Below are 24,215 nucleotides of genomic sequence, written 5' to 3' on the forward strand. Positions count from 1 at the left end.
ACTGGACCTCACGTGGTGGTGTCGTCGGACGGATCCGGCCGGGAGTGGTCCCGGTGCCGGGGCAGGCCGCCCGTCTCTCCAGATGTGCTGTTCTGCTGAGCGGAGCCTTCGAAGGCGCCCGGGGAGCTGCCTTCGGAGACACCTTGGGAGGTGCCTCCGGAGGCGGAATCCTTGACGTCCCGTCCCGCTCGCTCGCTCTCGATGAGCTCGTTCAGCCAGCGCACTTCGCGCTCCACGGACTCCATTCCGTGGCGCTGGAGCTCAAGGGTGTAGTCGTCGAGGCGCTCCCTGGTACGTGCCAGAGAGGCACGCATCTTCTCCAGGCGCTCCTCGAGCCGACTGCGGCGGCCCTCCAGTACGCGCATGCGCACGTCGCGTGACGTCTGCCCGAAGAACGCGAAACGAGCCGCGAAGTGCTCGTCCTCGTACGCGTCGGGTCCCGTCTGCGAGAGCAGCTCCTCGAAGTGCTCTTTACCTTCTGCCGTCAACCGATAGACGATTTTGGCGCGGCGCCCCGCGAGGGGAGCGGCGAGGGCGTCCTCGGTGGTGCTCCCCGATTCCTCGATCAACCAGCCGCTCGCGACCAGCGTCTTGAGGCAGGGGTAGAGCGTCCCGTAGCTGAACGCACGGAACACACCCAGTGACGTATTGAGTCGTTTGCGCAGCTCATAGCCGTGCATCGGGGACTCGCGAAGCAGACCGAGGACGGCGAACTCGAGGATCCCGGAACGCCGGCTCATATCGCCTCCTCGCTGTCGCGGCCTCCCCGGCACGTTCTTTATGCCGAGCTGATGTATCGACTCGATACATCAGCACGATAGATCGGCCGTCCGTCTGCGACAAGGGGGGCCATGGTGAACGGCGTCACATCACCGATTCATACGAAGCAAGTTGCCTGATTTGGGGTGAACTTCAAGATTAGGGGGGTTTTGACGGTGCGTAGTCTGTGCGCCATGCAAAACGACCGGGAACCGAGTGACGCCTGAGGGCGTCCTCGTCCCTGGTGCAGTACGGGTGAATGCGCAAACGACCGCATCCGTACTTCGGGGGGACCGGAAACCAGCTGCCGTTTCCAGGCGCGCACAGGTGCGCCTGCCCGAGGAGTAATCGTTCGATGAGCGAGCACCGTCGCAAACCGTCGCAGCCACAGGGCGGCGGACGTGCCGCGGCCCGACGCGGCCAGACCGGCCCGTCCTCCGGCCGCCGTGCGGCACCGCGAGGCGCCACCGGGTCCCCTTCCGACTCCTATGAGTCGGGAGGTGAGGAGGAGCGCCCGTACACCGGCCGCGCCGAGGCCCGGCGTGCAGCCCAGAGAAGCAGCGGTGGCGGCCGGCGCCGAGGCGCCGACGCCACAGGGCCCGGCGGTCGCCGCGGCGGTCCTGACGGACCCGGGCGCGCGCGGGCCTCTGGGCCTGTAAAGAAGCGTTTCATCGACTACCCCCGCGCGGGTAAGTCGGGAGCCGGGCGCTGGATGCCCTCCTGGAAGCTGGTGACCGGGCTGTTCATCGGCTTCTGCGGGAGCCTGGTGGCCGTGGCCGGTATCGGGTACGCGATGGTGAGTGTCCCGAACATCGCGGACACCGCCACGGCGCAGAACAACGTCTACTACTGGGCGGACGGCACCCAGATGGTCGCCACCGGTGGTGAGACGAACCGCCAGATCATCAACTACGAGCAGATTCCCCCGGCGATGCGGTACGCCGTCATCTCACAGGAGAACAAGACCTTTGAGACCGACAGCGGCGTCGACCCGAGGGGTATTGCGCGCGCCTTCTTGAACATGGCCAAGGGCGGCCAGACGCAGGGTGGCTCCACCATCACCCAGCAGTACGTCAAGAACGCGATGCTGAACGACCAGTCGCAGACGATCTCCCGGAAGTTCAAGGAGATCTTCGTCGCGATCAAGGTCGGCGCCACGGTCGACAAGAAGAAGATCATGGCCGGCTACCTGAACTCCGCGTACTACGGTCGCGGGGCCTACGGGATCCAGGCGGCCGCGCGCGCGTACTTCAACAAGGACGCCGAGTACCTCGATCCGAGCCAGTGCGCCTTCCTGGCGGCGATGCTCAAGGGCGCCACGTACTACGACCCGGCGGGTGCGACATCGCTCGACGCTGCCGCCACTCCCGAGGCCAACACGAAGCGGGCCACGGCCCAGTGGTCGGACACTCTGGATAAAGAGGTCAAATACGGCCACCTGAGTGCCACGGAGCGGGCCAAGTACAGGACGCTCCCCAAGGCACAGAACCCGCGGTCGAACACTCGACTAAGCGGCCAGATCGGCTATCTCGTCGATCTCGCCAAGGCGTACGTCATCAACAACACCAAGATCACCGCGAACCAGCTTCAGCAGGGCGGCTACTCGATCAAAACGACCTTCGACAAGAAGAAGGTCAATGCGCTCGAAAAGGCCGTGGCGGAAGTCCGCAAGAAGAAGATAGACCCCAAGCTGCGGCCGAAGACGGACACGTACGTCCAGTTCGGCGGGGCCTCCGTCGACCCGTCCACGGGCGCGATCAGGGCCATCTACGGCGGCGAGGACGCGACCAAGCACTTCACGAACAACGCCGACCAGACCGGTGCCCAGGTGGGTTCGACGTTCAAGCCGTTCGTACTCGCGGCCGCCATGCAGTGGGGTGTGAAGAATCCCGACCTGGGGTCGTCGCAGTCGCAGGGCCAACGCACGGTGGTCTCTCCGAAGAGCCTGTACAGCGGCAAGAACAAGCTCAAGATCAAGAACTACGACCACTCCGTCTGGACCGACAAGGACGGCAAGGAGTGGCTCCAGACCAACGACGGAAACGAGTCGTACAACCCGCCGAGTTACAAGATCGATCTCCGCGAGGCGATGAGGGAGTCCGTGAACTCCGCCTACGTGCAACTCGGTATGGACGTGGGCCTGGACAAGGTCGAGCAGGCCGTGCTGAAGGCGGGCATCCTCAAGACCAGTCTGGCGAGCTCCAACTTTCCCTCGTTCTCCATTGGTACCTCCGACCCCAGTGCGATCCGTATGGCCGGCGCGTACGCCACCTTCGCGGACAGCGGCCAGCAGCACGATCCGTACTCGGTCGACAGGATCACCAGCAAGGACGGCACGGTGTTCGAGCACAGCAGTGTCGCCAAGGCGAAGGAAGCCTTCTCTTCGCAGGTCGCGGACAACGTCACCGACGTGCTGAAGACGGTTGTCGACAAGGGAACCGGCACCGCCGCCCAGCTGACCGGCCGCGAGGTGGCCGGCAAGACGGGTACGACCGACGGCAACAAGTCGGCGTGGTTCGTCGGATACACCCCGCAGTTGTCGACCTCGATCGGCATGTACCGCTTGGACGACGACGCGTCCAACAAGAGCCGCACGTTCCTGGAGATGTACGGCACGGGCGGCGAGAAGAAGATCCACGGTGCCTCGTTCCCGGCCCAGATCTGGCACGACTACATGGAGCAGGCGCTCAAGGGCACGCAGGCGGAGCCCTTCCCGACGCCTCAGCCCATCGGAACGGTCCTCAACGACACCCCGAGCCCGTCCGCGACCCCGTCGACCACACCGTCGCCGTCGGCGAGCCCATCGGCGAGTACCTCGCCGAGCCCGTCCCTCAGCAGCTCGCCCACGGCCTCGCCGACCGACACCTGCGGCAACTTCAGCTGGAATTGTGGGAACAACGGTGGGACGGACTCCGGGAGCAGCGGCGGTCCGACCGGAAGCACGTCACCCACACCGACGGTGACCAATACCAACGGGAACACCAGAGGTAATGGCAACGGCGGCATCTTCGCCGGACAGAATGGCGGATAGACAGACGCGAAGCCCGAAGAGCAGGGGCCGTCAGCTGTGGCTGGCGGCCCCTGCTCTGTGCGTGCGGGTCGAACGTTCTGCGCGTGCGGGTCGAAATGCGCAGCCGTGCCTCGCTCACCCGGCGGCAACGTGGGCGCCGGACGGTAAGAGCTTCACTGCCCCTGCGGCCATTCTCAGACGCGTACGGCAGGATGTGCGCCATGCCCAGTGCAGAGACGACGCGAACGAGCGTGCGCGAGCCGGAGCCGGTGCGGCCGACCAAGGACGACGAGGTCGCCGCGGCCGGGAGTGAGCTGATCGGCGGCCCCATCGGACGGAGAGCGCTGCTGGGGGCGTCCTGGTGGACCCCGGTACGCGTGATCGCGCTCGTCGCGATCGGCATGTTCGCCCTCGGCATGGTGCAGAAACTGCCCTGCTACGACAGCGGCTGGTTCTTCGGGGCCAGCACGCAGTACACGCACGCGTGCTACTCGGACATCCCGCACCTCTACCAGGGACGCGGTTTCGCCGACGGGCTCGTGCCGTACTTCGACAAGCTCCCCGGCGACATGGACTACCTCGAGTATCCGGTCCTGACCGGTCTGTTCATGGAGGTCGCGGCCTGGCTCACGCCGGGCGGCGGCAGCATCCAGCACCAGGAGCAGATCTACTGGATGGTCAACGCCGGGATGCTCATGGTGTGCGCGGCGGTCATCGCCGTATGCACCGCGCGCACCCACCGCCTGCGCCCCTGGGACGGCCTCCTGGTCGCCCTCGCGCCCGCCTTCGCGCTCACGGCCACCATCAACTGGGACCTCCTCGCGGTGGCCCTGCTGGCCGCCGCGATGCTCATGTGGTCGCGTGGCCGCTCCCTCGCCTTCGGCATCCTGCTCGGGCTCGCCACGGCCGCCAAGTTCTACCCGTTCCTGCTCATGGGACCGCTGCTCGTGCTGTGCTGGCGGGCGGGCAAGTGGCGGGAGTTCGGGAACGCGCTCATGGGCGCGGTCGGAGCCTGGCTCGTGGTGAACCTTCCCGTGATGTACCTCGCGCCGGAAGGCTGGGCGAAGTTCTACAGCTTCAGCCAGACCAGGGGGATCGACTTCGGTTCGGTCTTCCTGTTCATCTCCACCTGGTGGAAGATCCCGATCAGCTACCAGACGGCGAACGCTTGGGCGCTGGTCATGATGCTGCTCGTCTGCGTAGCCATGGCCGCGCTCGCGCTCACCGCCCCGCGCCGCCCCCGCTTCGCCCAGCTTGCCTTCCTGATCGTCGCGGCCTTCATCCTCACCAACAAGGTCTACTCGCCCCAGTACGTGCTGTGGCTGATCCCCCTGGCCGCGCTGGCCCGGCCGAAGTGGCGGGACTTCCTGATCTGGCAGGCGTGCGAGGTCGCGTACTTCCTGGGGATCTGGCTGTACCTCGCGTACACGACCAGCGGGGAAGCCCACAAGGGCCTCTCCTCCCACGGGTACCAGTTCGCGATCGCCGCCCACCTCGTGGGCACGTTGTATCTGTGCGCCGTGGTCGTACGCGACATCCTCATGCCGGAGCGGGACGTCGTGCGCAGGGCGGGCGAGGACGATCCCTCGGGAGGCGTCCTGGACGGCGCGGAGGACGTCTTCGTGCTCGGCGCGGCGGCCCATCCACCGCGGCACGCGGCCCACTTCGAGGGGCCTCAGGTGGAATGGGGCGGCAACGGCGGGGGGCCGGCCCCGGAGGACAGTTCGCTCTGAGTGAACAGAGCTCGGCCCGGATCCGCCGGGCAACGCGAAAGGCCGTACACAGTGTGTGTACGGCCTTTCGCGTTGTGTCCCCAGGGGCAGGAGCACGGGCAGGTGCTCGTGTCCCGGGATCAGCGCTCCACGATGCGGTCGAACTGCGTGGTGGTGTGCCGCAGATGGGCCACCAGCTCGTCGCCGACCCGCGGCTCCGTGGCGTCCGACGGCACGAAGAGGATCGACACCTGCATGTGCGGCGGCTCGGCGAACCAGCGCTGCTTGCCGGCCCAGACGAACGGAGAAAGGTTCCGGTTGACCGTCGCCAGGCCGGCCCGGGCGACGCCCTTGGCGCGCGGCATGACGCCGTGCAGAGCCTTCGGGGCCTCCAGGCCCACTCCGTGCGACGTACCGCCCGCCACGACGACCAGCCAGCCGTCGGAGGCCGTCTTCTGCTGCCGGTAGCCGAAGCGGTCGCCCTTGGAGACACGGGTGACGTCCAGGACGGCTCCGCGGTACTCGGTCGCCTCGTGGTCCCCCAGCCACAGCCGGGTGCCGATACGGGCGCGGAAGCGGGTCTGCGGGAACTGCTGCTGCAGCCGCGCGAGCTCATCGGCCTTGAGGTGGCTGACGAACATCGTGTGCAGCGGCAGACGGGCCGCGCGCAGACGGTCCATCCAGCCGATGACCTCCTCGACGGCGTCCGACCCGTCGGTGCGGTCCAGCGGCAGGTGGATGGCGAAGCCCTCCAGCCGGACGTTCTCTATGGCGGAGTGCAGATGCGGCAGATCCTGCTCGCTGACACCGTGCCGCTTCATCGAGGACATCACCTCGATGACGACACGGGCGCCCACGAGGCCGTACACGCCGTCGATGGACGACACCGAGCGGATGACACGGTCGGGCAGCGGTACGGGCTCCTCGCCCCGCCTGAACGGCGTCAGGACCAGCAGATCGCCGCCGAACCAGTCCTTGATCCGGGCGGCCTCGTACGTGGTGCCGACGGCCAGGATGTCCGAGCCGAGACGGGTGGCCTCGTCGGCGAGCCGCTCGTGGCCGAAGCCGTAGCCGTTGCCCTTGCAGACGGGGACGAGCCCCGGAAACTGCTCGGACACCTGCTTGTGGTGTGCCCGCCAGCGCGCGGTGTCGACGTAGAGCGTGAGCGCCATGGCCGGTCCCGGAACCTTTCTCGTGGCTGCGGTGAATCAGAGGTAGGGAAATTGTGGCGGATCCGCCGGACCGACGGGGCGACGCCGGGCCGGATGGGGGCTCGGCATGCGCTCCGGACTGGCTCAGCGGCGCGACGTGTACAGGCTCAGTGTCGCGGCATGTACTGGCTCAGCGTCGCGACATGTAGATGTCGAGTGCCTTGTGGAGCAGCTTGTTGAGCGGGAAGTCCCACTCGCCGAGGTACTCGGCGGCCTGCCCGCCCGTGCCCACCTTGAACTGGATCAGACCGAAGAGGTGGTCCGTCTCGTCCAGCGAGTCGGAGATGCCGCGCAGGTCGTAGACGGTCGCACCCAGGGCGTATGAGTCGCGCAGCATCCGCCACTGCATCGCGTTCGAGGGCCGGAACTCACGCCCGATGTTGTCCGACGCGCCGTACGAGTACCAGACGTGGCCGCCGACGACCAGCATCGTGGCCGCGGACAGGTTCACGCCGCCGCGCCGGGCGAAGTAGAGCCGCATCCGGTTGGGGTCCTCGGTGTTGAGGGCCGACCACATGCGCTGGAAGTACGACAGCGGGCGCGGCCGGAAGTGGTCGCGGATCGCCGTGATCTCGTACAGCCGCTGCCACTCCTCGAGGTCGTGGTAGCCGCCCTGGACGACCTCGACGCCCTCCTTCTCGGCCTTCTTGATGTTGCGCCGCCACAGCTGGTTGAAGTTCTTGTGGACCTCTTCCAGGGAGCGGTTGGCCAGCGGTACCTGGAAGACGTAGCGGGGCTGTACGTCGCCGAAGCCGGCGCCTCCGTCCTCACCCTGCTGCCAGCCCATGCGGCGCAGCTTGTCGGCGACCTCGAAGGCGCGCGGCTCGATGAAGTCCGCCTCGATGTCACGCAGGCGCTTCACGTCCGGGTTCTGGATGCCGCCCTTGATGGACGTGGCCTCCCAGCGCCGGATGATCACCGGCGGGCCCATCTTCACGGAGAAGGCGCCCTGCTGCTTGAGGTGCGCGAGCATCGGCTGCAGCCACTCGTCGAGGTTCGGCGCGTACCAGTTGATGACCGGACCCTCGGGGAGGTAGGCGAGGTAGCGCTTGATCTTGGGCAGCTGGCGGTACAGCACCAGCCCGGCGCCCACCATCCCGCCGGTCCGCTCGTCGAACCAGCCGAGGCTCTCGGAGCGCCACTCCGCCTTGACATCGGCCCATGCCGGAACCTGCATGTGGCTCGCCGCGGGCAGGCTCTGGATGTAGGCCAGATGCTGCTCTCGGCTGATGGTCCTCAGGGTCAGGCTCATTCGGGGCGCTCCTCGGGCTGGTGTGTCCCCATGGGTACAGGGGCTCCGGCTCTCGCGCCGAAGCCTACTGCGCCCTGGGAGCGCCCCGACTGGCCGCACTGAACCTGCGTCCCGACCGAAGGGTGGTCAGGACGTTCTGGGGTGATGTGTCCGCCTGTTTCGGCAGGAGGTGGTGTCTCCGGCCGCCCGGACGAGGTTGTGTCCGTGTCCGGCTGCCCGGCCCGCAGAACGGGTCCGGGTGCCTCAGCCGATGATGCCGCCGAAGAGGCCGCCGTGCGCCATGCCGAGGAAGAAGCCGACGGCCGAGGCACCGAGACCCAGGATCAGGCCGAAGCGCTCCCGGGTCGTCTCCGAGATGAACTGCCCGGAGGCTCCGGTGATGATCCCGATCAGGCCTGCCCACGAGCTGATGAGATGCAGGCTGTTGAAGGCTGCCGTGATGAGAGCGGTGACTCCGAGCACCAGAGTCACCGCGAGCAGCGTGTCTTGGAGGGGGTGGGGCTTGTGGTCCGTCGCGAACAGAGAGCCGGCAACGGTGGGTCGCGTCTGTGCCATAGGGCACCTCCTGCGGAAGGCGGCGCATCGTAGCGCCATACACACCCGATGTGTACAGATTGACGGTGACCCCGGCCGGATTTCAACCGGAAGCGGGTGTGCAGGTACTCTGTACCCTCTGCACCGGTGTCTGCCCAGACCATGGCCAGGTCACGACAAGGATTCCCCGTCGGTTCACCGATCACTCGGTACATCGACGGACTCTTCTTGTCAGTGGCGTTGTCAGTGGCGGCGGATACCGTTGCGAACGCATCACAACCCTCCTGCCACGGAACCGCCGTGGCCGTTGAGTCCAAAGGAGGTGGGTTCCACATGCGTCACTACGAAGTGATGGTCATCCTCGACCCCGATCTCGAGGAGCGCGCTGTCTCCCCGCTGATCGAGAACTTCCTCTCCGTCGTCCGTGAGGGCAACGGAAAGGTCGAGAAGGTCGACACCTGGGGCCGTCGTCGTCTCGCGTACGAGATCAAGAAGAAGCCCGAGGGCATCTACTCGGTCATCGACCTGCAGGCCGAGCCTGCGGTCGTCAAGGAGCTCGACCGCCAGATGAACCTGAACGAGTCGGTCCTCCGGACCAAGGTCCTCCGTCCCGAGACCCACTGAGCTCTGCAGCTCAGCTGATCTCGGGCATCGAGTAGCAGCACTAGCAGCCAGCAGCAAACCCGCCGAGAGGTTCCCCCATGGCAGGCGAGACCGTCATCACGGTCGTCGGCAATCTTGTCGACGACCCCGAGCTGCGCTTCACCCCTTCCGGTGCGGCGGTCGCGAAGTTCCGTGTCGCGTCCACCCCCCGCACCTTCGACCGTCAGACCAATGAGTGGAAGGACGGCGAGAGCCTGTTCCTGACCTGCTCGGTCTGGCGTCAGGCGGCGGAGAACGTCGCCGAGTCGCTCCAGCGAGGCATGCGCGTCATCGTGCAGGGCCGACTGAAGCAGCGGTCCTACGAGGACCGTGAGGGCGTCAAGCGCACGGTCTACGAGCTGGACGTCGAGGAAGTCGGCGCCAGCCTGAAGAGCGCCACGGCCAAGGTCACCAAGACCACCGGTCGAGGTGGCCAGGGCGGTTACGGCGGCGGTGGTGGCGGCGGCCAGCAGGGCGGCGGCTGGGGCGGAGGCTCCGGCGGCGGCCAGCAGGGCGGCGGCGGAGCTCCCGCCGAAGACCCCTGGGCGACCAGCGCTCCTGCCGGTGGCAATCAGGGCGGCGGCGGTGGCGGCTGGGGTGGAAACTCCGGCGGCTCCGGCGGCTCTGGCGGCGGCTACTCGGACGAGCCCCCCTTCTAGGCCCCCGGGCCGAGGGTGGGCCGTACCCCCACTTCTTGATCACACAGGAGATACACCATGGCGAAGCCGCCTGTGCGCAAGCCGAAGAAGAAGGTCTGCGCTTTCTGCAAGGACAAGGTCACGTACGTGGACTACAAGGACACGAACATGCTGCGGAAGTTCATTTCCGACCGCGGCAAGATCCGTGCCCGCCGCGTGACCGGCAACTGCACGCAGCACCAGCGTGACGTCGCCACGGCCGTGAAGAACAGCCGTGAGATGGCGCTGCTGCCCTACACCTCCACCGCGCGATAAGGGAAGGGTGACCGACTAATGAAGATCATCCTCACCCACGAGGTCTCCGGCCTCGGTGCCGCGGGCGACGTCGTCGACGTCAAGGACGGTTACGCTCGCAACTACCTGATCCCGCGGAACTTTGCGATCCGCTGGACCAAGGGCGGCGAGAAGGACGTCGAGCAGATCCGTCGTGCTCGCAAGATCCACGAGATCGCGACCATCGAGCAGGCCAACGAGATCAAGGCCCGCCTCGAAGGCGTGAAGGTCCGTCTGGCCGTCCGCTCCGGCGACGCCGGTCGTCTCTTCGGTTCCGTCACCCCGGCCGACATCGCTTCGGCGATCAAGGCTTCCGGTGGCCCCGAGGTCGACAAGCGCCGCATCGAGCTGGGCTCGCCGATCAAGACCCTGGGCGCCCACGAGACGTCCGTGCGTCTGCACCCCGAGGTTGCCGCCAAGGTCAACATCGAGGTCGTCGCGGCCTGACCGCTGCGCTCGGCATAGCTGAGAGAAGGGCCGTACCCGTTGGGGTACGGCCCTTCTTCGTTCGGCAGGGGGAGCTGTCCTGTGTTTCACGTGAAACGGGGGTTTCACGTGAAACAGGTCTGAGGGCTAGGGGTAGGGCGGGGGGCGACGGCCAGAGCGAGGGGCAGGGGCGCAGGGCCAGGTCGGGTTGGCCGGCTGTACCGGCCGTTTCACGTGAAACGACCGGTGTGCTGGTTCAGCGCGTCGCGCCCGTAACGATCCAGCGTCCCGAGCGGGAGCGCAGCCACAGGGTCAGCATCCTCACCGTCATCATCAACGTCATCGCTCCCCAGAGCGCGGTGAGCCCGCCCCCGAGAGTGGGCACCAGCAGTGCCACGGGAGTGAAGAGCACCAGGGTGAGCAGCATGGCCCACGCGAGGTAGGGCCCGTCTCCCGCGCCCATCAGGACTCCGTCCAGGACGAAGACGACCCCGCTGATCGGTTGTGAGACGGCCACCAGAACCAGGGCGGGAAGCGCCGTGCTCTGGACGGCCGAGTCGCTGGTGAACAGGGGAAGGAAGATCGGGCGGGCGGCGATCACCAGCAGGCCGAGGACGACGCCGGAAGCGACGCCCCACTGGACCATGCGGCGGCAGGCCTCGCGAGCACCCTGAGCGTCGTTCGCACCGAGATAGCGTCCGATGATGGCCTGCCCGGCGATGGCGATCGCGTCGAGCGCGAAGGCGAGCAGACTCCACAGGGACAGGATGATCTGGTGTGCGGCCATGTCGGCGTCCCCGAGCCGTGCGGCGACAGCCGTGGCGATCATGAGGATCGTCCTCAGCGACAGCGTGCGCACGAGCAGGGGTGCACCGGCCTGAGCGCAGGCCCGTATCCCGGCGGCGTCCGGGCGTAGTGAGGCCCCATGCTTTCGGGCTCCGCGGACGACGACGAAGAGATACACCGCGGCCATACCGAACTGGGCGATGACGGTGCCCCAGGCGGAGCCGGCGATACCCAGTCCGGCGCCGTAGACGAGGCCCGCGTTGAGCGCGGCGTTGGCGACGAAGCCCCCGACGGCGACATAGAGAGGGGTCTTCGTGTCCTGCAGCCCGCGCAGGACCCCGGTGGACGCGAGCACGATGAGCATCGCGGGGATGCTGAGCGAGGAGATGCGCAGATAGGTCGTCGCGTACGGGGCCGCGGTGTGCGAGGCGCCGAAGAGTTCCACAAGAGCGGGTGCCGTGGGCAGGACGGCGGCTATCACGACCGCGCCGAGCAGCAGTGCGAGCCAGATGCCGTCCATGCCCTGGCGTATCGCGGCCCGCAGATCGCCGGCGCCGACCCGTCGGGCGACGGCGGCGGTGGTGGCGTACGCGAGGAAGACGAAAACGCTGACGGCGGTCGTGAGAAGGGCGGAAGCGACACCGAGGCCGGCCAGTTGCGCGGTGCCGAGGTGTCCGACGATGGCGCTGTCGGCCATCACGAAAAGAGGCTCGGCGACGAGTGCGCCGAAGGCCGGAACGGCCAGCGCGACGATCTCTCGGTCGTGCCGGCGTCGGGCGGCCTCGGGTGCCGGGGGAGCCTGTGTCATGGGCACCAATCTAATCTTCCACAGGTAAGAGATGCAACGTGATAGTGACCATTACCCACGCTCTCGTCGGGCGTGTCGCCGTGTACCGTTTGCAGCGATCTTGGTCCGACCGGGAAAGTTTTTCTTCTGCACAGCCGGTGGATGGTAAACGAGCAGGTCAGGGCGGTTTCTCTCGAGTGGTTGAGGGCTTGTTCACAGGCCTGTCCACCGGGTCGTGCACAGGTTTTGTGGAGTTCTCCACAGCATCCGGGCCGTCGTCCACATGGCCTGTGGATAACCAGATTGGCTGACGGTGCCCGCGGGCCTAACGTGGTGCGGCGCTCACTCTCTTCTCTGCCCTCGGAAACCTCGCAAAACCGACGTGTCAGAACCGGAGTTGGGCCTCTTATTTGTCAGTGCCGTGCCGTAGAAATGAAGGGCACGGTTAGGTCCGCTCGGCGGACGGGAGGAGGTGGCTCGGTGAGTATTTCCGAGCCCTTGGACGACCCGTGGGCCGACAGCGGTCCCAGTGATCGTCTGCCCGCTTCCCGCCGAGGCCGCGAGGGTGGCCGGGGGCGCGACGAACAGCACGACCGCGACCGGGACAACGGGCCGTGGGAGGGCGGAGGTTCGTCCTTCGAGCGCGTACCTCCCCAGGACCTCGACGCCGAGCAGTCCGTTCTAGGTGGCATGCTCCTGTCCAAGGACGCCATCGCCGACGTCGTCGAGGTCATCAAGGGCCACGACTTCTACCGGCCCGCGCACGAGACCATTTACACCGCGATCCTCGATCTGTACGCGAAGGGCGAGCCGGCCGACCCGATCACGGTCGCAGCCGAGCTCACCAAGCGAGGTGAGATCACCAAGGTCGGTGGTGCCTCGTATCTGCACACCCTCGTCCAGACGGTCCCCACGGCGGCGAACGCCGAGTACTACGCGGAGATCGTCCATGAGCGCGCGGTCCTGCGTCGCCTGGTCGAGGCCGGCACGCGCATCACACAGATGGGATACGCGGCCGACGGCGACGTGGACGAGATCGTCAACACCGCCCAGGCCGAGATCTACGCGGTCACCGAGCAGCGCACGACAGAGGACTACCTGCCGCTCGGCGACATCATGGAGGGCGCGCTCGACGAGATCGAGGCGATCGGTTCACGGTCGGGCGAGATGACCGGTGTGCCGACCGGCTTCACCGACCTCGACTCCCTCACGAACGGTCTGCACCCGGGCCAGATGATCATCATCGCGGCTCGTCCCGCCATGGGTAAGTCGACGCTGGCGCTGGACTTCGCACGGGCCTGTTCGATCAAGCACAACATGCCCAGCGTGATCTTCTCGCTCGAAATGGGGCGCAACGAGATCGCGATGCGTCTGCTGTCAGCCGAGGCCCGCGTGGCCCTGCACCACATGCGATCCGGCACGATGACCGACGAGGACTGGACGCGGCTCGCGCGCCGGATGCCCGACGTCTCGGCCGCGCCGCTCTACATCGACGACTCCCCGAACCTGTCCATGATGGAGATCCGCGCCAAGTGCCGGCGCCTCAAGCAGCGCGCCGATCTGAAGCTCGTCGTCATCGACTATCTCCAGCTGATGCAGTCGGGCGGCAAGCGGTCCGAGAGCCGGCAGCAGGAGGTCTCCGACATGTCGCGAAACCTGAAGCTGCTGGCCAAGGAGCTGGAGCTGCCGGTGATCGCGCTCTCGCAGCTCAACCGTGGTCCCGAACAGCGCACGGACAAGAAGCCCATGGTCTCCGACCTGCGTGAATCCGGATCGATCGAGCAGGACGCGGACATGGTGATCCTGCTGCACCGTGAGGATGCCTACGAGAAGGAGTCACCGCGCGCGGGCGAGGCGGACATCATCGTCGGCAAGCACCGTAACGGCCCGACGGCCACGATCACCGTGGCCTTCCAGGGCCACTACTCGCGCTTCGTGGACATGGCACAGACCTGATCCGCCCTCCTGGGCGCGGTCCGGAAGACATGCGCTCGGTCTTCGGGGAAATGCATTCGACGTTCGGTGCCCCGGCCAGGTGGACTGAGGGCATGACGACACCTCAGGAAAAGCTCCTTCCCGGCACGCGCCGGGCTCTGTTGCACCGCATCGCCGCCGCTCAGGCCGAGGGGCAGGCGCCGTCGCTGGTCGCGGCGGTCGTCCGGGGCGGGGAGCCGGTGTGGCACGGGTCGCGCACCTCGGTGGACGGGCACGGACCGGACGAGAACGTGCAGTACCGGATCGGTTCGATCACCAAGACCTTCACGGCCGTGCTGGTGCTGCGGCTGCGCGACGAGGGACTGCTCGACCTGGGCGACCCGCTGGAGAAGCATCTGCCGGGCACCGGTGCGGGGGAGGCCACCATCGCCCAGCTCCTCATGCACACCGGCGGGCTTGCGGCCGAGACGCCTGGGCCCTGGTGGGAACGCACACCCGGTTCACTGCGCCCCGAGCTCTCCGACGTGCTCGGTGAGCAGCCCTTCCTGCATCCGGCCGGGCGGCTGCACCACTATTCGAACCCCGGCTACACCCTGCTGGGCGCACTGATCGAGGAACTGCGGGGAGTCCCCTGGGAAGAGGCCCTGCGGCGCGAGGTGCTCGACCCGCTCGGCCTGCACCGCACGAGTGGGCAGCCGCAGGCACCCTACGCGGGTGGCTGGGCGGTGCATCCGTGGGCGGACGTCATGATGCCGGAGCCCGCCGAGGACCTCGGCCGAATGGCTCCGGCCGGGCAACTGTGGTCCACCACGGGGGACTTGGCCCGCTTCGCCGTCTTCCTGGCCACGGGGCACGCGGCGGTGCTCAGCGCGGAGTCCCTGCGGGAGATGCGTACGCCTGCGGCCCCCTTGGAAGCCGACCAGCTCGCCTCGGGAGACTCCTACGGGCTGGGACTGCAGGTGCTGCATCGGTCGGGCCGGATCCTGGTGGGTCACTCAGGGTCTCTGCCCGGATTCCTTGCGGCGCTCGCGATCGGCGTGGAGGACGACGTGGCGGCGGTGGTGCTGGCCAACTGCACCTCCGGCCCGCGGGCGCTGACCGTGGCCACCGATCTTGTACGAATCGTCGCCGAGGCCGAGCCGCGAATTCCCGAGCCATGGCGTCCGGCCGCCGAAGTCGATCAGTCCGTCCTGGAGTTGGCCGGCCCCTGGTACTGGGGTACGCAGGCGTGCGCGCTGCGGCTGAGGGCCGACGGCATGGTCGAGCTGGGCCCGCTGGCCGGTGGTGGCCGAGGGTCGCGCTTCCGGGCGAACGGTGATGGGACCTGGACGGGGCTCGACGGCTACTACACGGGGGAGCCGCTACGGGCCGTACGGCGCCCGGACGGGTCCCTGAGTCACCTCGACCTCGGGTCGTTCGTCTTCACGCGTCAGCCGTACGACGAGGCCGCTCCTGTGCCGGGAGGAGTGGACCCCGAGGGCTGGCGAGGGATTCAGTAGCCGCTGTCCTGCTGCGGGGGGTCTGTTTCACGTGAAACAGACCCCGGCGTACACAGGTGGCTCAGAGCGCCAGCTTGAAGCCCACGTGTGAGGCCGTGAAGCCGAGCCGCTCGTAGAAGCGGTGGGCGTCAGTGCGGGTGGCGTCGGAGGTCAGCTCGACCAACTGGCATCCCTGGCGCCGGGATTCTTCGATCGCCCACTCGATGAACCGGGAGCCGAGGCCACTGCCGCGCTCGTCGGAGTGGATGCGCACGCCCTCGATGAGGGAGCGGGTCGCGCCCTTGCGGGACAGCCCGGGTATGACCGTGAGCTGCAGGGTGCCGACGACGCGTCCCTCACGCACCGCGACCACCAGGTGCTGATTCGGGTCGGCGCTCAGCCGCTCGAGCGCGGCCAGGTAGGGGGTCAGGTCGTCGGGTGACTCCCGCTGGGCGCCGAGCGGATCATCGGCGAGCATCGCGACGATGGCGGGGACGTCGTCCGAAGCTGCCGGTCGAATCTCAAGATCTCCCATGGCCACAGCGTATCCAGGCGCTGTGCGGGCTGTGTGGGCGCCCGGCAGGGGACGGGAGGTCGTCCCCCGCCTAGGCGGACACGCTCGCCGACTCCACGACACGGACCAGTGGGGCCAGTTCGGGGGACTTGGCCGCTTCGTCGAGCGCCTCGCGCAGGGCGGTGTCATTGGTGGGCCGTGCCTCTTCGAGGAGCTTGAGGCCGGCTTCGCTGACATTCGTGTAGATGCCGCGGCGGTCGGTCGGGCACAGATAGCGGGCGAGCAGACCACGGTCCTCGAGCCGGGTGACGAGCCGTGTGGTGGCGCTCTGACTGAGCACGACCGCGTCCGCGACCTGCTTCATCTGCAGGTGACCACCCTCGCCGTCGTGCTGTCGGCTGAGCACGTCGAGCAGGGAGTACTCCCGCACGCTGAGGTCGTGCTTGGTCTGCAGGGCGCGCTCGATGTGGGCCTCGATCCTCCCGTGCAGCAGGGAGAGGGCGCACCACCCCTGAGCAAGGGCGGTGAGCGCGGGGTCCGTGGCTGTCATGGCGTGTTCCTCCGTCCCGGAGCAGCTGACACCAGGGTAGAGCACGAGCGCAATAGTCCGCTCTTGCATATAGCCCGCGTGTGCAACTATTGTGAACGCACGCAAAGCGCTCCTGCAATCGTTTGGGAAGGTGTCCCCACCATGCCTCTCGCGCTTCTGGCCCTCGCGATCGGGGCCTTCGGAATCGGAACCACCGAGTTCGTGATCATGGGTGTGCTGCCCGAGGTCGCCGGTGACTTCGGTGTCTCCATCCCCGTGGCCGGACTGCTGGTGACCGGCTACGCCCTCGGCGTGGTGATCGGCGCCCCGATCATGACCGCGCTCGGCACGAAGGTGTCCCGCAAGCGGATGCTGATGCTGCTGATGGGGCTGTTCGTCGTCGGCAACCTGCTCTCCGCCGTCGCCCCGGCCTTCGGGCTGATGCTGGCGGGCCGAGTCGTCGCCTCTCTCGCCCACGGCGCCTTCTTCGGTATCGGATCGGTCGTCGCCGCCGAGCTTGTCGCGCCGGAGAAGAAGGCCGGGGCGATCGCCATGATGTTCAGCGGTCTCACCATCGCCAATGTGGTCGGTGTCCCCCTGGGCACGTTGATCGGGCAGTCCGCGGGCTGGCGGGTCACCTTCGCCGGAGTCGCCGCGCTCGGAGTGATCGGTCTGCTCGGTGTCGCCAAGCTGGTCCCCGAGATGCCGAAGCCCGAGGGCGTACATCTCCGCCACGAGCTCGCCGCCTTCAAGAACGTCCAGGTCCTGCTCGCCATGGCGATGACCGTGCTCGGCTTCGGAGGCGTCTTCGCGGCCATCACCTACATCGCGCCGATGATGACCCACGTCGCCGGCTTCGCCGACACCTCCGTCACCTGGCTGCTGGTCCTCTTCGGCCTCGGCATGGTCGGCGGAAACCTCATCGGCGGCAGGTTCGCCGACCGCGCCCTGATGCCGATGCTGTACGTGTCCCTGGGCGGCCTCGCCATCGTGCTCGCCCTGTTCACCGTGACCGCGCACAACAAGATCCTGGCGGCCCTCACGATCGCGCTGATCGGCGCCCTCGGGTTCGCGACTGTGCCGCCGCTGCAGAAGCGCGTCCTCGACCAGGCGCATGGTGCCCCCACCCTGGCCTCGGCCGTGAACATCGGTGCCTTCAACCTCGGCAACGCCCTCTCGGCCTGGCTCGGTGGCCTCGTCATCGCAGCCGGCCTCGGTTACACCGCCCCCAACTGGGTCGGTGCGGCGCTCGCCGCGGGAGCCCTGGTCCTCGCCGTCGTCTCGGCAGCCCTGGAGCGCCGAGCCGATGCCGCCGGCACCGTCGCGGACGCGAGCGCGCCCATCGAGCAGCGGACCGCCGTCCACCACTGAGCCACCGAGTAGCAGCCGGCCCCTCACGGATGAGCCCAGCCCCCTGATCGGCCACGGCCGAACAGCACCTCAAGGAGAAAGTCCCTCATGACCACCACCACCGTCGCCGTTGCTCCGCTGACCATCCAGGACGCCGAGGTCCTCGTCTCGGCGGCCCGTCGCGCCGCCGAGGCGGCCGGGGTCACGGTCAGCGTCACGGTCCTCGACGCGGGCGGCCATCTGCTCGCCTTCCGGCGTGACGACCGCGCCGTCCTGATTTCAGGCGAGACCAGCACGCGCAAGGCCTACACGGCCCTCCAGCTGGACTCCGCCACCAGGGAACTGGTCGACGCGGTCCAGCCCGGCGGCCTCTTCCACACCCTGCCCACCGCGCTCGACCGTCCGCTCCTGTTCATCGCGGGCGGTGTTCCGGTCCGTCGCGACGGTCGTCTGATCGGGGCGATCGGGGTCGGCGGCGGAGCGCCCGACCAGGACCACGACTTCGCCACGGCGGCGGTGGAGACGCTCGTCTGACCGCACCCTCGTAGACAAGCGCCGGTCCCCCACAGACATCGGGACCGGCGCTTCTCTACGCGGTGAGCGACTCTCTGCGCGATGGACGCGACTGCACCCCGGAGGCTCTCAGCCCGCTGCCACCGTGAGCGGAGCGAAGCGTCGCGTCCAGTCCCCGGGCAACTCCGAGATCCCGTACGTCATCACCGCGTTGAAGCTCGTGGGCTCCAGGCCGTGTTCCTTCGCCCAGGACAGCAGCTCTTCGTGCCGTACGTCGATGTCGGTGCGCAGCGTGCGGTCGGTGTCGGCGGCGAGCGAAGTGATGAGTGCCTTCGCCGTCTCGGTGTCACGGGCGATCAGCGGACCCACCACATGGGTGTCCATGTTGGGCCAGGCCGCCGCGTAGCCGATGATCCGGCCGTTCTCCACGGCGACGCGCAGCTGGTCGGAGAAGGCGGGCAGCCGCGTGATCACATGGGTGCGGTCGGAGCCGAAGACCTCCGCGTCGAGCCGAAGAATCGTGGTGAGGTCCTCGGCTGTGGCCGGGCGCGTGGCCACCTTCGGGTCCGGCCCGCCAGGGACGAAGTGTCCACGGACCATCTCGGCGCGGCCCGTGACCTTGAAGCCCAGCTCCTCGTAGAGCGGCCGGCCATAAGGAGTCGCGTGCAGGGTCAGCGGGGTGGTGCCCATCTCTGCCACGACGTGCCGCATCAGCCGTCGGCCGACACCCTGGCGGGCATGCTGCTCGGCGACCAGCACCATTCCGATCGCTCCCAGTTCGAGCCTCTCCGGCGTTCCGTACTCGGTCACGACGCAGGCGGTGACAAGACCGCCGTCGGGGTCGTCGATGCCGTAGCCCGTCCCGGCGGTGAGGAGCAGACCCCACTTGTGTTCCTCACGGGGCCACCCCCGGTTCTCTGACAAATCGGCGCAGGCGGTGAGATCGCGAAGCGTCAGTCGGCGGATGGGCAGAACGGCGAGGGAAGGTGTCGACACGCAGGTCAGGCTGTCTGACATACACCCCTGACGTCCACCTGTTTGCCCAGGGACCTATGCGCTTTTGGCCATGTCATGCCCCAGGTGTGGCATGGGGACAGCGACGCTTCCCACAGCACACGGACAGATGTTTCACGTGAAACGGCGAAGAGTGCCCGGACCGCTAACCTCGGCTTCCATGCCACGCCTTCATCTCTTCGACCTTGATGGAACGCTGCTGTACGGGACTTCCGCGCCCCAGGAGATCTCACGGCAGATCGGTCTGGAGGCCGAGACCGTTGCGCTTGACCAGGCGATCTCGGCAGGACGGATCGGTCCGCCGGAGTACGCCACACAGGTGCACGCCTTGTGGGCGGATCTCAGGGAGGAACATGTGGCGGCGGCCTTCGAGGGCGCGCCGTGGCTGTCCGGCATCGAGGACGTCTGGGCGGAGATCAGAGACAACGGCGACTACTGCGCCGTCGTCTCCCTCTCGCCCTCGTTCTTCGTCGAGCGACTGACGGCGTGGGGTGCGCATGCGGCATACGGTTCGCGTTTTCCCGCTCTGCCGTTCAGCGAGCCCGTTGATCTCGCGGGCATTCTCAGTGCCGCGGCGAAGGTGCAGATCGCGGACCGGCTCTGTGAAGAGTTCGGGGTGATGCGGGCCGATTGCGTCGCCTATGGCGACTCGCTGTCCGACAAGAACCTGTTCGAGACGGTGCCGGTATCCGTCGCGGTCAATGCGGATCGGCATCTGGCGGGCCTTGCCACGCACTCCTACATGGGACGGGACCTGTGGGATGCCTATGAATTGGTCCGACGCGCCTTGTAATTACGGCAGTTGAGAGCGGGCCGTCGCTTCTTCGGGCGGAAGGAAGGGGGTACTTGTGTGTGGGGCAGCTGCCGGTATGGTCGAGTCCGGTTCGCGTCCGTCGTGATGCACGCACGTCTCGTGGGGCACGAACGCAGGCCAATGCAGCGTAACGGGACGGAGAGATCGAAGACCCGTATTTTCCGTTATGCGGCCGGGTGCTGACTCGGAGTGGCATGCTGCGGTGAGAGCGGTGCGGCCAATGTCACATTCTCGCCTTACTTGTCCGTACAGAACGGGAATTCGGGTTGAATGTGGCCGCATTGGCCGGTGGGGACTGAACGGGGCAGCAAAGCAAGTCGTCTACGGGGGAAAGTAGGCATCTTCCGACCGCGGAAGTGCGCAGACCGACCGAAAGATGTTCGAGGCGAGGCACACCATGGACGCTCCGACCACCACGTCGGCCGACAACGGCACTTCCGGAGGCAATGGCGGGGGCGGCTGGTTCACGCCGCGCAAGGAACCACTTCCGTCCGGTGGGGAGAGAGAGCCCGCCGATGGCCGCCGTCTGGCAGCGATGCGCCCGGTCGGCCGACCCGTAGCGGGTCGGGGAACGACAGAGCAGGAACGAATATCCTCCGCCGCGGAGACGGAGGCGACTTCCCAGCAGGCGGCACCCACTGAGGCCCCACGCCCCGAGCCGGAGCCCGCCCACGCATCTGTTCGGCCGTTGTCAGGTCCGGCCGGGCCAGACCACGGCGCTGCGCAGTCCGATGCCGGCCCGGAGCAGTCCGTGTTCGGACGGGAGCGAACGGATCCCGGGCGTGAGCAGTCCGGCCCCGGCCCGCAGCCGCGTGTACCCGCCCAGGAGCAGCGCCTTGCCGAGCCTCGGGTCCCGGCCCAGGAGCAGCGCCTTGCCGAGCCTCGGGTCCCGGTCCAGGAGCAGCGGTTCCGCGAGCCTCCCGAGCCCTTCGACAGGCCGCGGTTGCCTGAACCTCCCGCTCCCTTTGACAGGCCGCGGTCGCCCGAGCCTCCCGAGCCCTTTCAGAAGCCGCGGTCGCCCGAGCCTCCCGCGTTCCGTCGGACGCCCCCGTTGCCCGCGCCGGGACCGTCCGGCCCGGAGCCGCGGACGCCCGCCCAGAGGTCCGCCGCTCCCACTCCGCAGCCGTCTCCGGACGCTGTGCTCATCCGCCGGACCATGGCCGAGGCCGGCCCCGTCGCCGACAAGGTCACCTCGTACTTCTACGCACTGCTCTTCGTGCGCCACCCGGATCTGCGGCCGCTGTTCCCCGCGGCGATGGACACTCAGCGAGACCGACTGCTCAAGGCGCTGCTGACCGCCGCCGAACACATCGACAACACCCCGGTTCTCGTCGACTACCTGCAGAACCTCGGCCGTGGCCACCGCAAGTACGGCACCCGGCCCGAGCACTACCCGGCCGTCGGTGAGTGCCTCATCGGCTCGCTCAGCCGGTTTGCCTCGGCGATCTGGGACTCCGAGACCGAGGCGGCCTGGGTGCGCGCGTACACGACGATCTCCCAGGTGATGATCGACGCGGCGGCCGCGGACGAGCTGCGCGCCCCGGCCTGGTGGTACGCCGAGGTCGTCGCGCACGACCTCAGGACGCCGGACATCGCGGTCATCACGGTCCGCCCCGACCAGCCGTACCCCTTCCTCGCCGGGCAGTACACGAGCCTGGAGACGCCGTGGTGGCCGCGCATATGGCGGCACTACTCCTTCGCTTCGGCGCCGCGGTACGACGGACTGCTGTCATTCCATGTGAAGGCCGTTCCGGCGGGCTGGGTTTCCAACGCGCTGGTGCACCGTGCCCGTCCCGGCGACATCATCCGGCTCGGCCCGCCGGCCGGATCGATGACCGTCGACCACACCACCGACAACGGACTGCTCTGCCTCGGCGGCGGCACTGGCATCGCGCCCATCAAGGCACTGGTCGAGGACGTCGCCGAGCATGGGGAGCGGCGGCCGGTCGAGGTCTTCTACGGCGCCCGCACCGATCACGACCTGTACGACATCGACACCATGCTGCGGCTGCAGCAGAGCCACCCATGGCTTGCCGTGCGCCCGGTCGTCGACCAGCAGGCGCATCTCCATCTGCCCGACGCCGTACGCGAGTACGGGCCGTGGAACGAGTACGACGCCTATCTCTCGGGGCCACCCGGCATGATCCGCAGCGGGGTGGACGCTCTGAGGGAAGCGGGCATCCCGTCGGACCGCATACGCCACGACTCGGTCGAGGAACTCGTCGCGGCCGGGGACTGACCGGGCTCACCCGGCAGAGGGGGCCAGGACCCCGGCCCGAAGAGCCTCAGCCCAGGTCCGGTGCGTGCATCGCCCGTACGCCTTCGATGTTCCCGTCGAGATAGTGCCGCAGGGACAGCGGTACGAGGTGGACGGAGGCGATACCGACCCGGGTGAACGGCACCCGCACGATCTCGTACTCGCCGCAGGGCTCGTCCACCTCGGGGCCGTGCCGCTGGGACGGATCCATGGACTCCAGACGGCAGACGAAGAAGTGCTGCACTTTCACGCCGGTCGCGCCGCCGTCATCACCGATGTGCTCGACGGTGTCGACGAAGCAGGGCACCACATCGGTGATCTTGGCGCCGAGTTCCTCGTGCACCTCACGATGGAGTGCGTCGACGACAGTCGTGTCTTCCGGTTCGACCCCTCCACCCGGTGTGAGCCAGTAGGGATCGACGCCGGGTTTGGTGCGCTTGATCAAGATCAGGTCGTTGCCATCGAGCAGGATGGCGCGGGCGGTGCGCTTGACCACGGGTCGGACGGTCATGGGAGAAATGTGGCCCGGCTGGTTCCACGTGAAACATCGCGGAGCCCCGAGGGACTCAGGAAGGGCTCAGAAAGCCCCCTGGGAGGCCCAGGGAGCCCGCGAAGGCTCAGGGGGCATCAGGACCAGTCGGCCGCGGCGTGGAGCAGCCAGTCGTGCGCTCGTGCGATGTGCGGCATGGCTAGCGTGCCGGTGCGGACCACCAGGAAGTACGTACGCAGCGGAGGCACCGCCGGGTCGAGAAGCGCGACCACGTCACCCCGTTCCAGGGCTTGGGCGCACAGATACCGGGGCAGCACCGCGAGGCCCGCGCCCGTGGCGGCGCAGGCGAGCACGGCGCGCAGATCGGGGACGACGACGGTGCCCGAAGCGGCCGGGTGGGAGTCGAAGACGGACGCCCAGTAGCGGGCGACGAGCGGCAGCGACTCGTGCACTTCGACCACGGGGAAGTTCTCCAGTGCCGGCGAGCCCTTTCGGCGGAGCTTTCCGGCGCCTATGCGGGCGGCCCAGCGCGGGGCGGCGACCAGCACGTGCTCCTCGTCGCAGAGCGGAGTCGCGGTGAGCAGGGTGCCGCGGGGACGGGCCGTGGTGATGGCCAGATCATGATGTCCGGCGGCGAGCCCTTCCAGTGTCTCCTCGGCGTTGCCGAAGGAGGCGCGCAGCGCGAAACCCTGGCCGTCCTCGCCCGTCAGCTCCGTGAGCGCGGGCAGTGCCCGCTCGGCGGTGAACTCGGGTGGCCCGGCCAGATGCAGGGTGCGCAGTGATGAGTCCTCGTCGAGTCCGGTCTCGGCGATCTCCACCAAGGCGTCGAGATGAGGCGCGGCCTTGTGGGCGAGCTCGTCACCGATCGTCGTGGGGGTCACCCCGCGGGCCTGGCGAAGAAAGAGCGGTCGCCCCAACTGCCGCTCCAACGTGCGGATCTGTGAGGTGACGGCAGGCTGCGAGAGACCGAGCAGCGCGGCGGCGCGAGTGAAGGAGCCGGCCCGGTGCACGGTCAGAAATGTGCGCAGCAGGGCCAAATCCATGGTGCCCCTCCCCTCCCATCACCCCGACCGAGTCCCAACTATAAATAAGTCGATAGGTCTCTGTCGCTACTGTGATTGGACACTGACACAGAGTCAACTAGCCTTGTTCGCGCGGTTCTTCGCGTACAGAACCGGGACGGTCCGAGCCACGAGGGGGGAGGCTCGGACCGTCCGTCGTACGTAGCGAG

22 protein-coding genes are annotated in these 24,215 nt (G+C 67.8%); 12 read left to right on the forward strand and 10 right to left on the reverse strand.

The genetic code is table 11. The features are described 5' to 3' along the window. Positions 1-8 precede the first annotated feature (8 nt). Positions 9-740: a helix-turn-helix transcriptional regulator gene (locus ACFVWD_RS14610; protein ID WP_389596200.1), complete on the reverse strand. Its 732-nt coding sequence runs from the start codon at positions 738-740 to the stop codon at positions 9-11. Between the two features lie 374 nt (positions 741-1,114). Here ACFVWD_RS14610 and ACFVWD_RS14615 point away from each other — a divergent pair, with 374 nt between their 5' ends. Further along, the gene (locus ACFVWD_RS14615) at positions 1,115-3,790 is read left to right on the forward strand and encodes a transglycosylase domain-containing protein (RefSeq protein WP_389596202.1); all 2,676 of its coding nucleotides are present in this window, start codon (positions 1,115-1,117) and stop codon (positions 3,788-3,790) included. A gap of 200 nt (positions 3,791-3,990) precedes the next feature. Beyond that, a complete protein-coding gene (locus tag ACFVWD_RS14620; RefSeq protein WP_389596204.1) occupies positions 3,991-5,502 on the forward strand; it encodes a glycosyltransferase family 87 protein in 1,512 nt (503 codons plus the stop codon). Between the two features lie 119 nt (positions 5,503-5,621). Here the strand turns inward: ACFVWD_RS14620 and ACFVWD_RS14625 are convergent, their stop codons facing one another. The 3 genes from ACFVWD_RS14625 to ACFVWD_RS14635 form a co-directional block, all read right to left on the reverse strand. Then, complete coding sequence (locus tag ACFVWD_RS14625; RefSeq protein WP_054236450.1) at positions 5,622-6,653, reverse strand: alanine racemase; 1,032 nt, start codon at positions 6,651-6,653, stop codon at positions 5,622-5,624. 169 nt (positions 6,654-6,822) lie between these two features. Then, positions 6,823-7,944 carry a peptidoglycan bridge formation glycyltransferase FemX gene (gene femX, locus ACFVWD_RS14630; protein WP_054236451.1) on the reverse strand — a complete coding sequence of 374 codons (1,122 nt, stop codon included), beginning with the start codon at positions 7,942-7,944 and terminating at the stop codon, positions 6,823-6,825. 243 nt (positions 7,945-8,187) lie between these two features. Beyond that, complete coding sequence (locus ACFVWD_RS14635) at positions 8,188-8,499, reverse strand: hypothetical protein (protein WP_054236452.1); 312 nt, start codon at positions 8,497-8,499, stop codon at positions 8,188-8,190. A 312-nt stretch (positions 8,500-8,811) separates the two neighbouring features. Between ACFVWD_RS14635 and rpsF the strand changes: the two genes are divergently transcribed. From rpsF to rplI, 4 genes are all read left to right on the forward strand, one after another. Further along, positions 8,812-9,102 carry a 30S ribosomal protein S6 gene (gene rpsF / locus ACFVWD_RS14640; RefSeq protein ID WP_004950685.1) on the forward strand — a complete coding sequence of 97 codons (291 nt, stop codon included), beginning with the start codon at positions 8,812-8,814 and terminating at the stop codon, positions 9,100-9,102. Positions 9,103-9,179: 77 nt separating this feature from the next. Beyond that, entirely contained in the window at positions 9,180-9,779 is a 600-nt protein-coding gene (locus tag ACFVWD_RS14645) for a single-stranded DNA-binding protein (protein ID WP_095853705.1), read from the forward strand. Positions 9,780-9,836: 57 nt separating this feature from the next. Beyond that, the gene (gene rpsR / locus ACFVWD_RS14650; protein ID WP_003949403.1) at positions 9,837-10,073 is read left to right on the forward strand and encodes a 30S ribosomal protein S18; all 237 of its coding nucleotides are present in this window, start codon (positions 9,837-9,839) and stop codon (positions 10,071-10,073) included. 18 nt (positions 10,074-10,091) lie between these two features. Continuing rightward, positions 10,092-10,538, forward strand: a complete 447-nt coding sequence (rplI, locus tag ACFVWD_RS14655) for a 50S ribosomal protein L9 (RefSeq protein WP_054236454.1) — start codon at positions 10,092-10,094, stop codon at positions 10,536-10,538. A gap of 235 nt (positions 10,539-10,773) precedes the next feature. Here rplI and ACFVWD_RS14660 read toward each other — a convergent pair whose 3' ends face one another. Next, on the reverse strand, positions 10,774-12,111 hold the full coding sequence (locus tag ACFVWD_RS14660) for an MATE family efflux transporter (protein ID WP_389596207.1): 1,338 nt from the start codon (positions 12,109-12,111) through the stop codon (positions 10,774-10,776). Positions 12,112-12,570: 459 nt separating this feature from the next. Between ACFVWD_RS14660 and dnaB the strand changes: the two genes are divergently transcribed. Continuing rightward, positions 12,571-14,046 carry a replicative DNA helicase gene (gene dnaB / locus ACFVWD_RS14665; protein ID WP_054236456.1) on the forward strand — a complete coding sequence of 492 codons (1,476 nt, stop codon included), beginning with the start codon at positions 12,571-12,573 and terminating at the stop codon, positions 14,044-14,046. Between the two features lie 92 nt (positions 14,047-14,138). Beyond that, complete coding sequence (locus tag ACFVWD_RS14670) at positions 14,139-15,524, forward strand: serine hydrolase domain-containing protein (protein ID WP_389596209.1); 1,386 nt, start codon at positions 14,139-14,141, stop codon at positions 15,522-15,524. A 61-nt stretch (positions 15,525-15,585) separates the two neighbouring features. Here ACFVWD_RS14670 and ACFVWD_RS14675 read toward each other — a convergent pair whose 3' ends face one another. Both ACFVWD_RS14675 and ACFVWD_RS14680 read right to left on the reverse strand, forming a co-directional pair. Next, the gene (locus tag ACFVWD_RS14675; RefSeq protein WP_389596211.1) at positions 15,586-16,038 is read right to left on the reverse strand and encodes a GNAT family N-acetyltransferase; all 453 of its coding nucleotides are present in this window, start codon (positions 16,036-16,038) and stop codon (positions 15,586-15,588) included. Positions 16,039-16,108: 70 nt separating this feature from the next. Next, entirely contained in the window at positions 16,109-16,567 is a 459-nt protein-coding gene (locus ACFVWD_RS14680; RefSeq protein WP_060901667.1) for a MarR family winged helix-turn-helix transcriptional regulator, read from the reverse strand. Positions 16,568-16,708: 141 nt separating this feature from the next. On the opposite strand from ACFVWD_RS14680, the gene ACFVWD_RS14685 reads away from it, so the two are divergent. Continuing rightward, positions 16,709-17,917 carry an MFS transporter gene (locus tag ACFVWD_RS14685; RefSeq protein ID WP_389596213.1) on the forward strand — a complete coding sequence of 403 codons (1,209 nt, stop codon included), beginning with the start codon at positions 16,709-16,711 and terminating at the stop codon, positions 17,915-17,917. Between the two features lie 87 nt (positions 17,918-18,004). After that, a complete protein-coding gene (locus ACFVWD_RS14690) occupies positions 18,005-18,430 on the forward strand; it encodes a heme-binding protein (protein ID WP_168509629.1) in 426 nt (141 codons plus the stop codon). Positions 18,431-18,538: 108 nt separating this feature from the next. Here ACFVWD_RS14690 and ACFVWD_RS14695 read toward each other — a convergent pair whose 3' ends face one another. Continuing rightward, the gene (locus tag ACFVWD_RS14695; protein ID WP_389596215.1) at positions 18,539-19,405 is read right to left on the reverse strand and encodes a GNAT family N-acetyltransferase; all 867 of its coding nucleotides are present in this window, start codon (positions 19,403-19,405) and stop codon (positions 18,539-18,541) included. A gap of 178 nt (positions 19,406-19,583) precedes the next feature. On the opposite strand from ACFVWD_RS14695, the gene ACFVWD_RS14700 reads away from it, so the two are divergent. Together ACFVWD_RS14700 and ACFVWD_RS14705 are read left to right on the forward strand one after the other, a co-directional pair. Then, positions 19,584-20,216: an HAD family hydrolase gene (locus ACFVWD_RS14700; protein WP_389596217.1), complete on the forward strand. Its 633-nt coding sequence runs from the start codon at positions 19,584-19,586 to the stop codon at positions 20,214-20,216. Between the two features lie 772 nt (positions 20,217-20,988). Further along, a complete protein-coding gene (locus tag ACFVWD_RS14705) occupies positions 20,989-22,476 on the forward strand; it encodes a globin domain-containing protein (protein WP_389596219.1) in 1,488 nt (495 codons plus the stop codon). Positions 22,477-22,522: 46 nt separating this feature from the next. Here ACFVWD_RS14705 and ACFVWD_RS14710 read toward each other — a convergent pair whose 3' ends face one another. Together ACFVWD_RS14710 and ACFVWD_RS14715 are read right to left on the reverse strand one after the other, a co-directional pair. Next, positions 22,523-23,005 (reverse strand): NUDIX domain-containing protein, encoded by a 483-nt coding sequence (locus ACFVWD_RS14710; RefSeq protein WP_054236463.1) that lies wholly within the window; start codon positions 23,003-23,005, stop codon positions 22,523-22,525. A 116-nt stretch (positions 23,006-23,121) separates the two neighbouring features. After that, positions 23,122-24,027 carry a LysR family transcriptional regulator gene (locus ACFVWD_RS14715; RefSeq protein ID WP_389596221.1) on the reverse strand — a complete coding sequence of 302 codons (906 nt, stop codon included), beginning with the start codon at positions 24,025-24,027 and terminating at the stop codon, positions 23,122-23,124. Positions 24,028-24,215: the final 188 nt, after the last annotated feature.

This window comes from Streptomyces sp. NPDC058086, assembly GCF_042885015.1.
Lineage (GTDB): Bacteria > Actinomycetota > Actinomycetes > Streptomycetales > Streptomycetaceae > Streptomyces.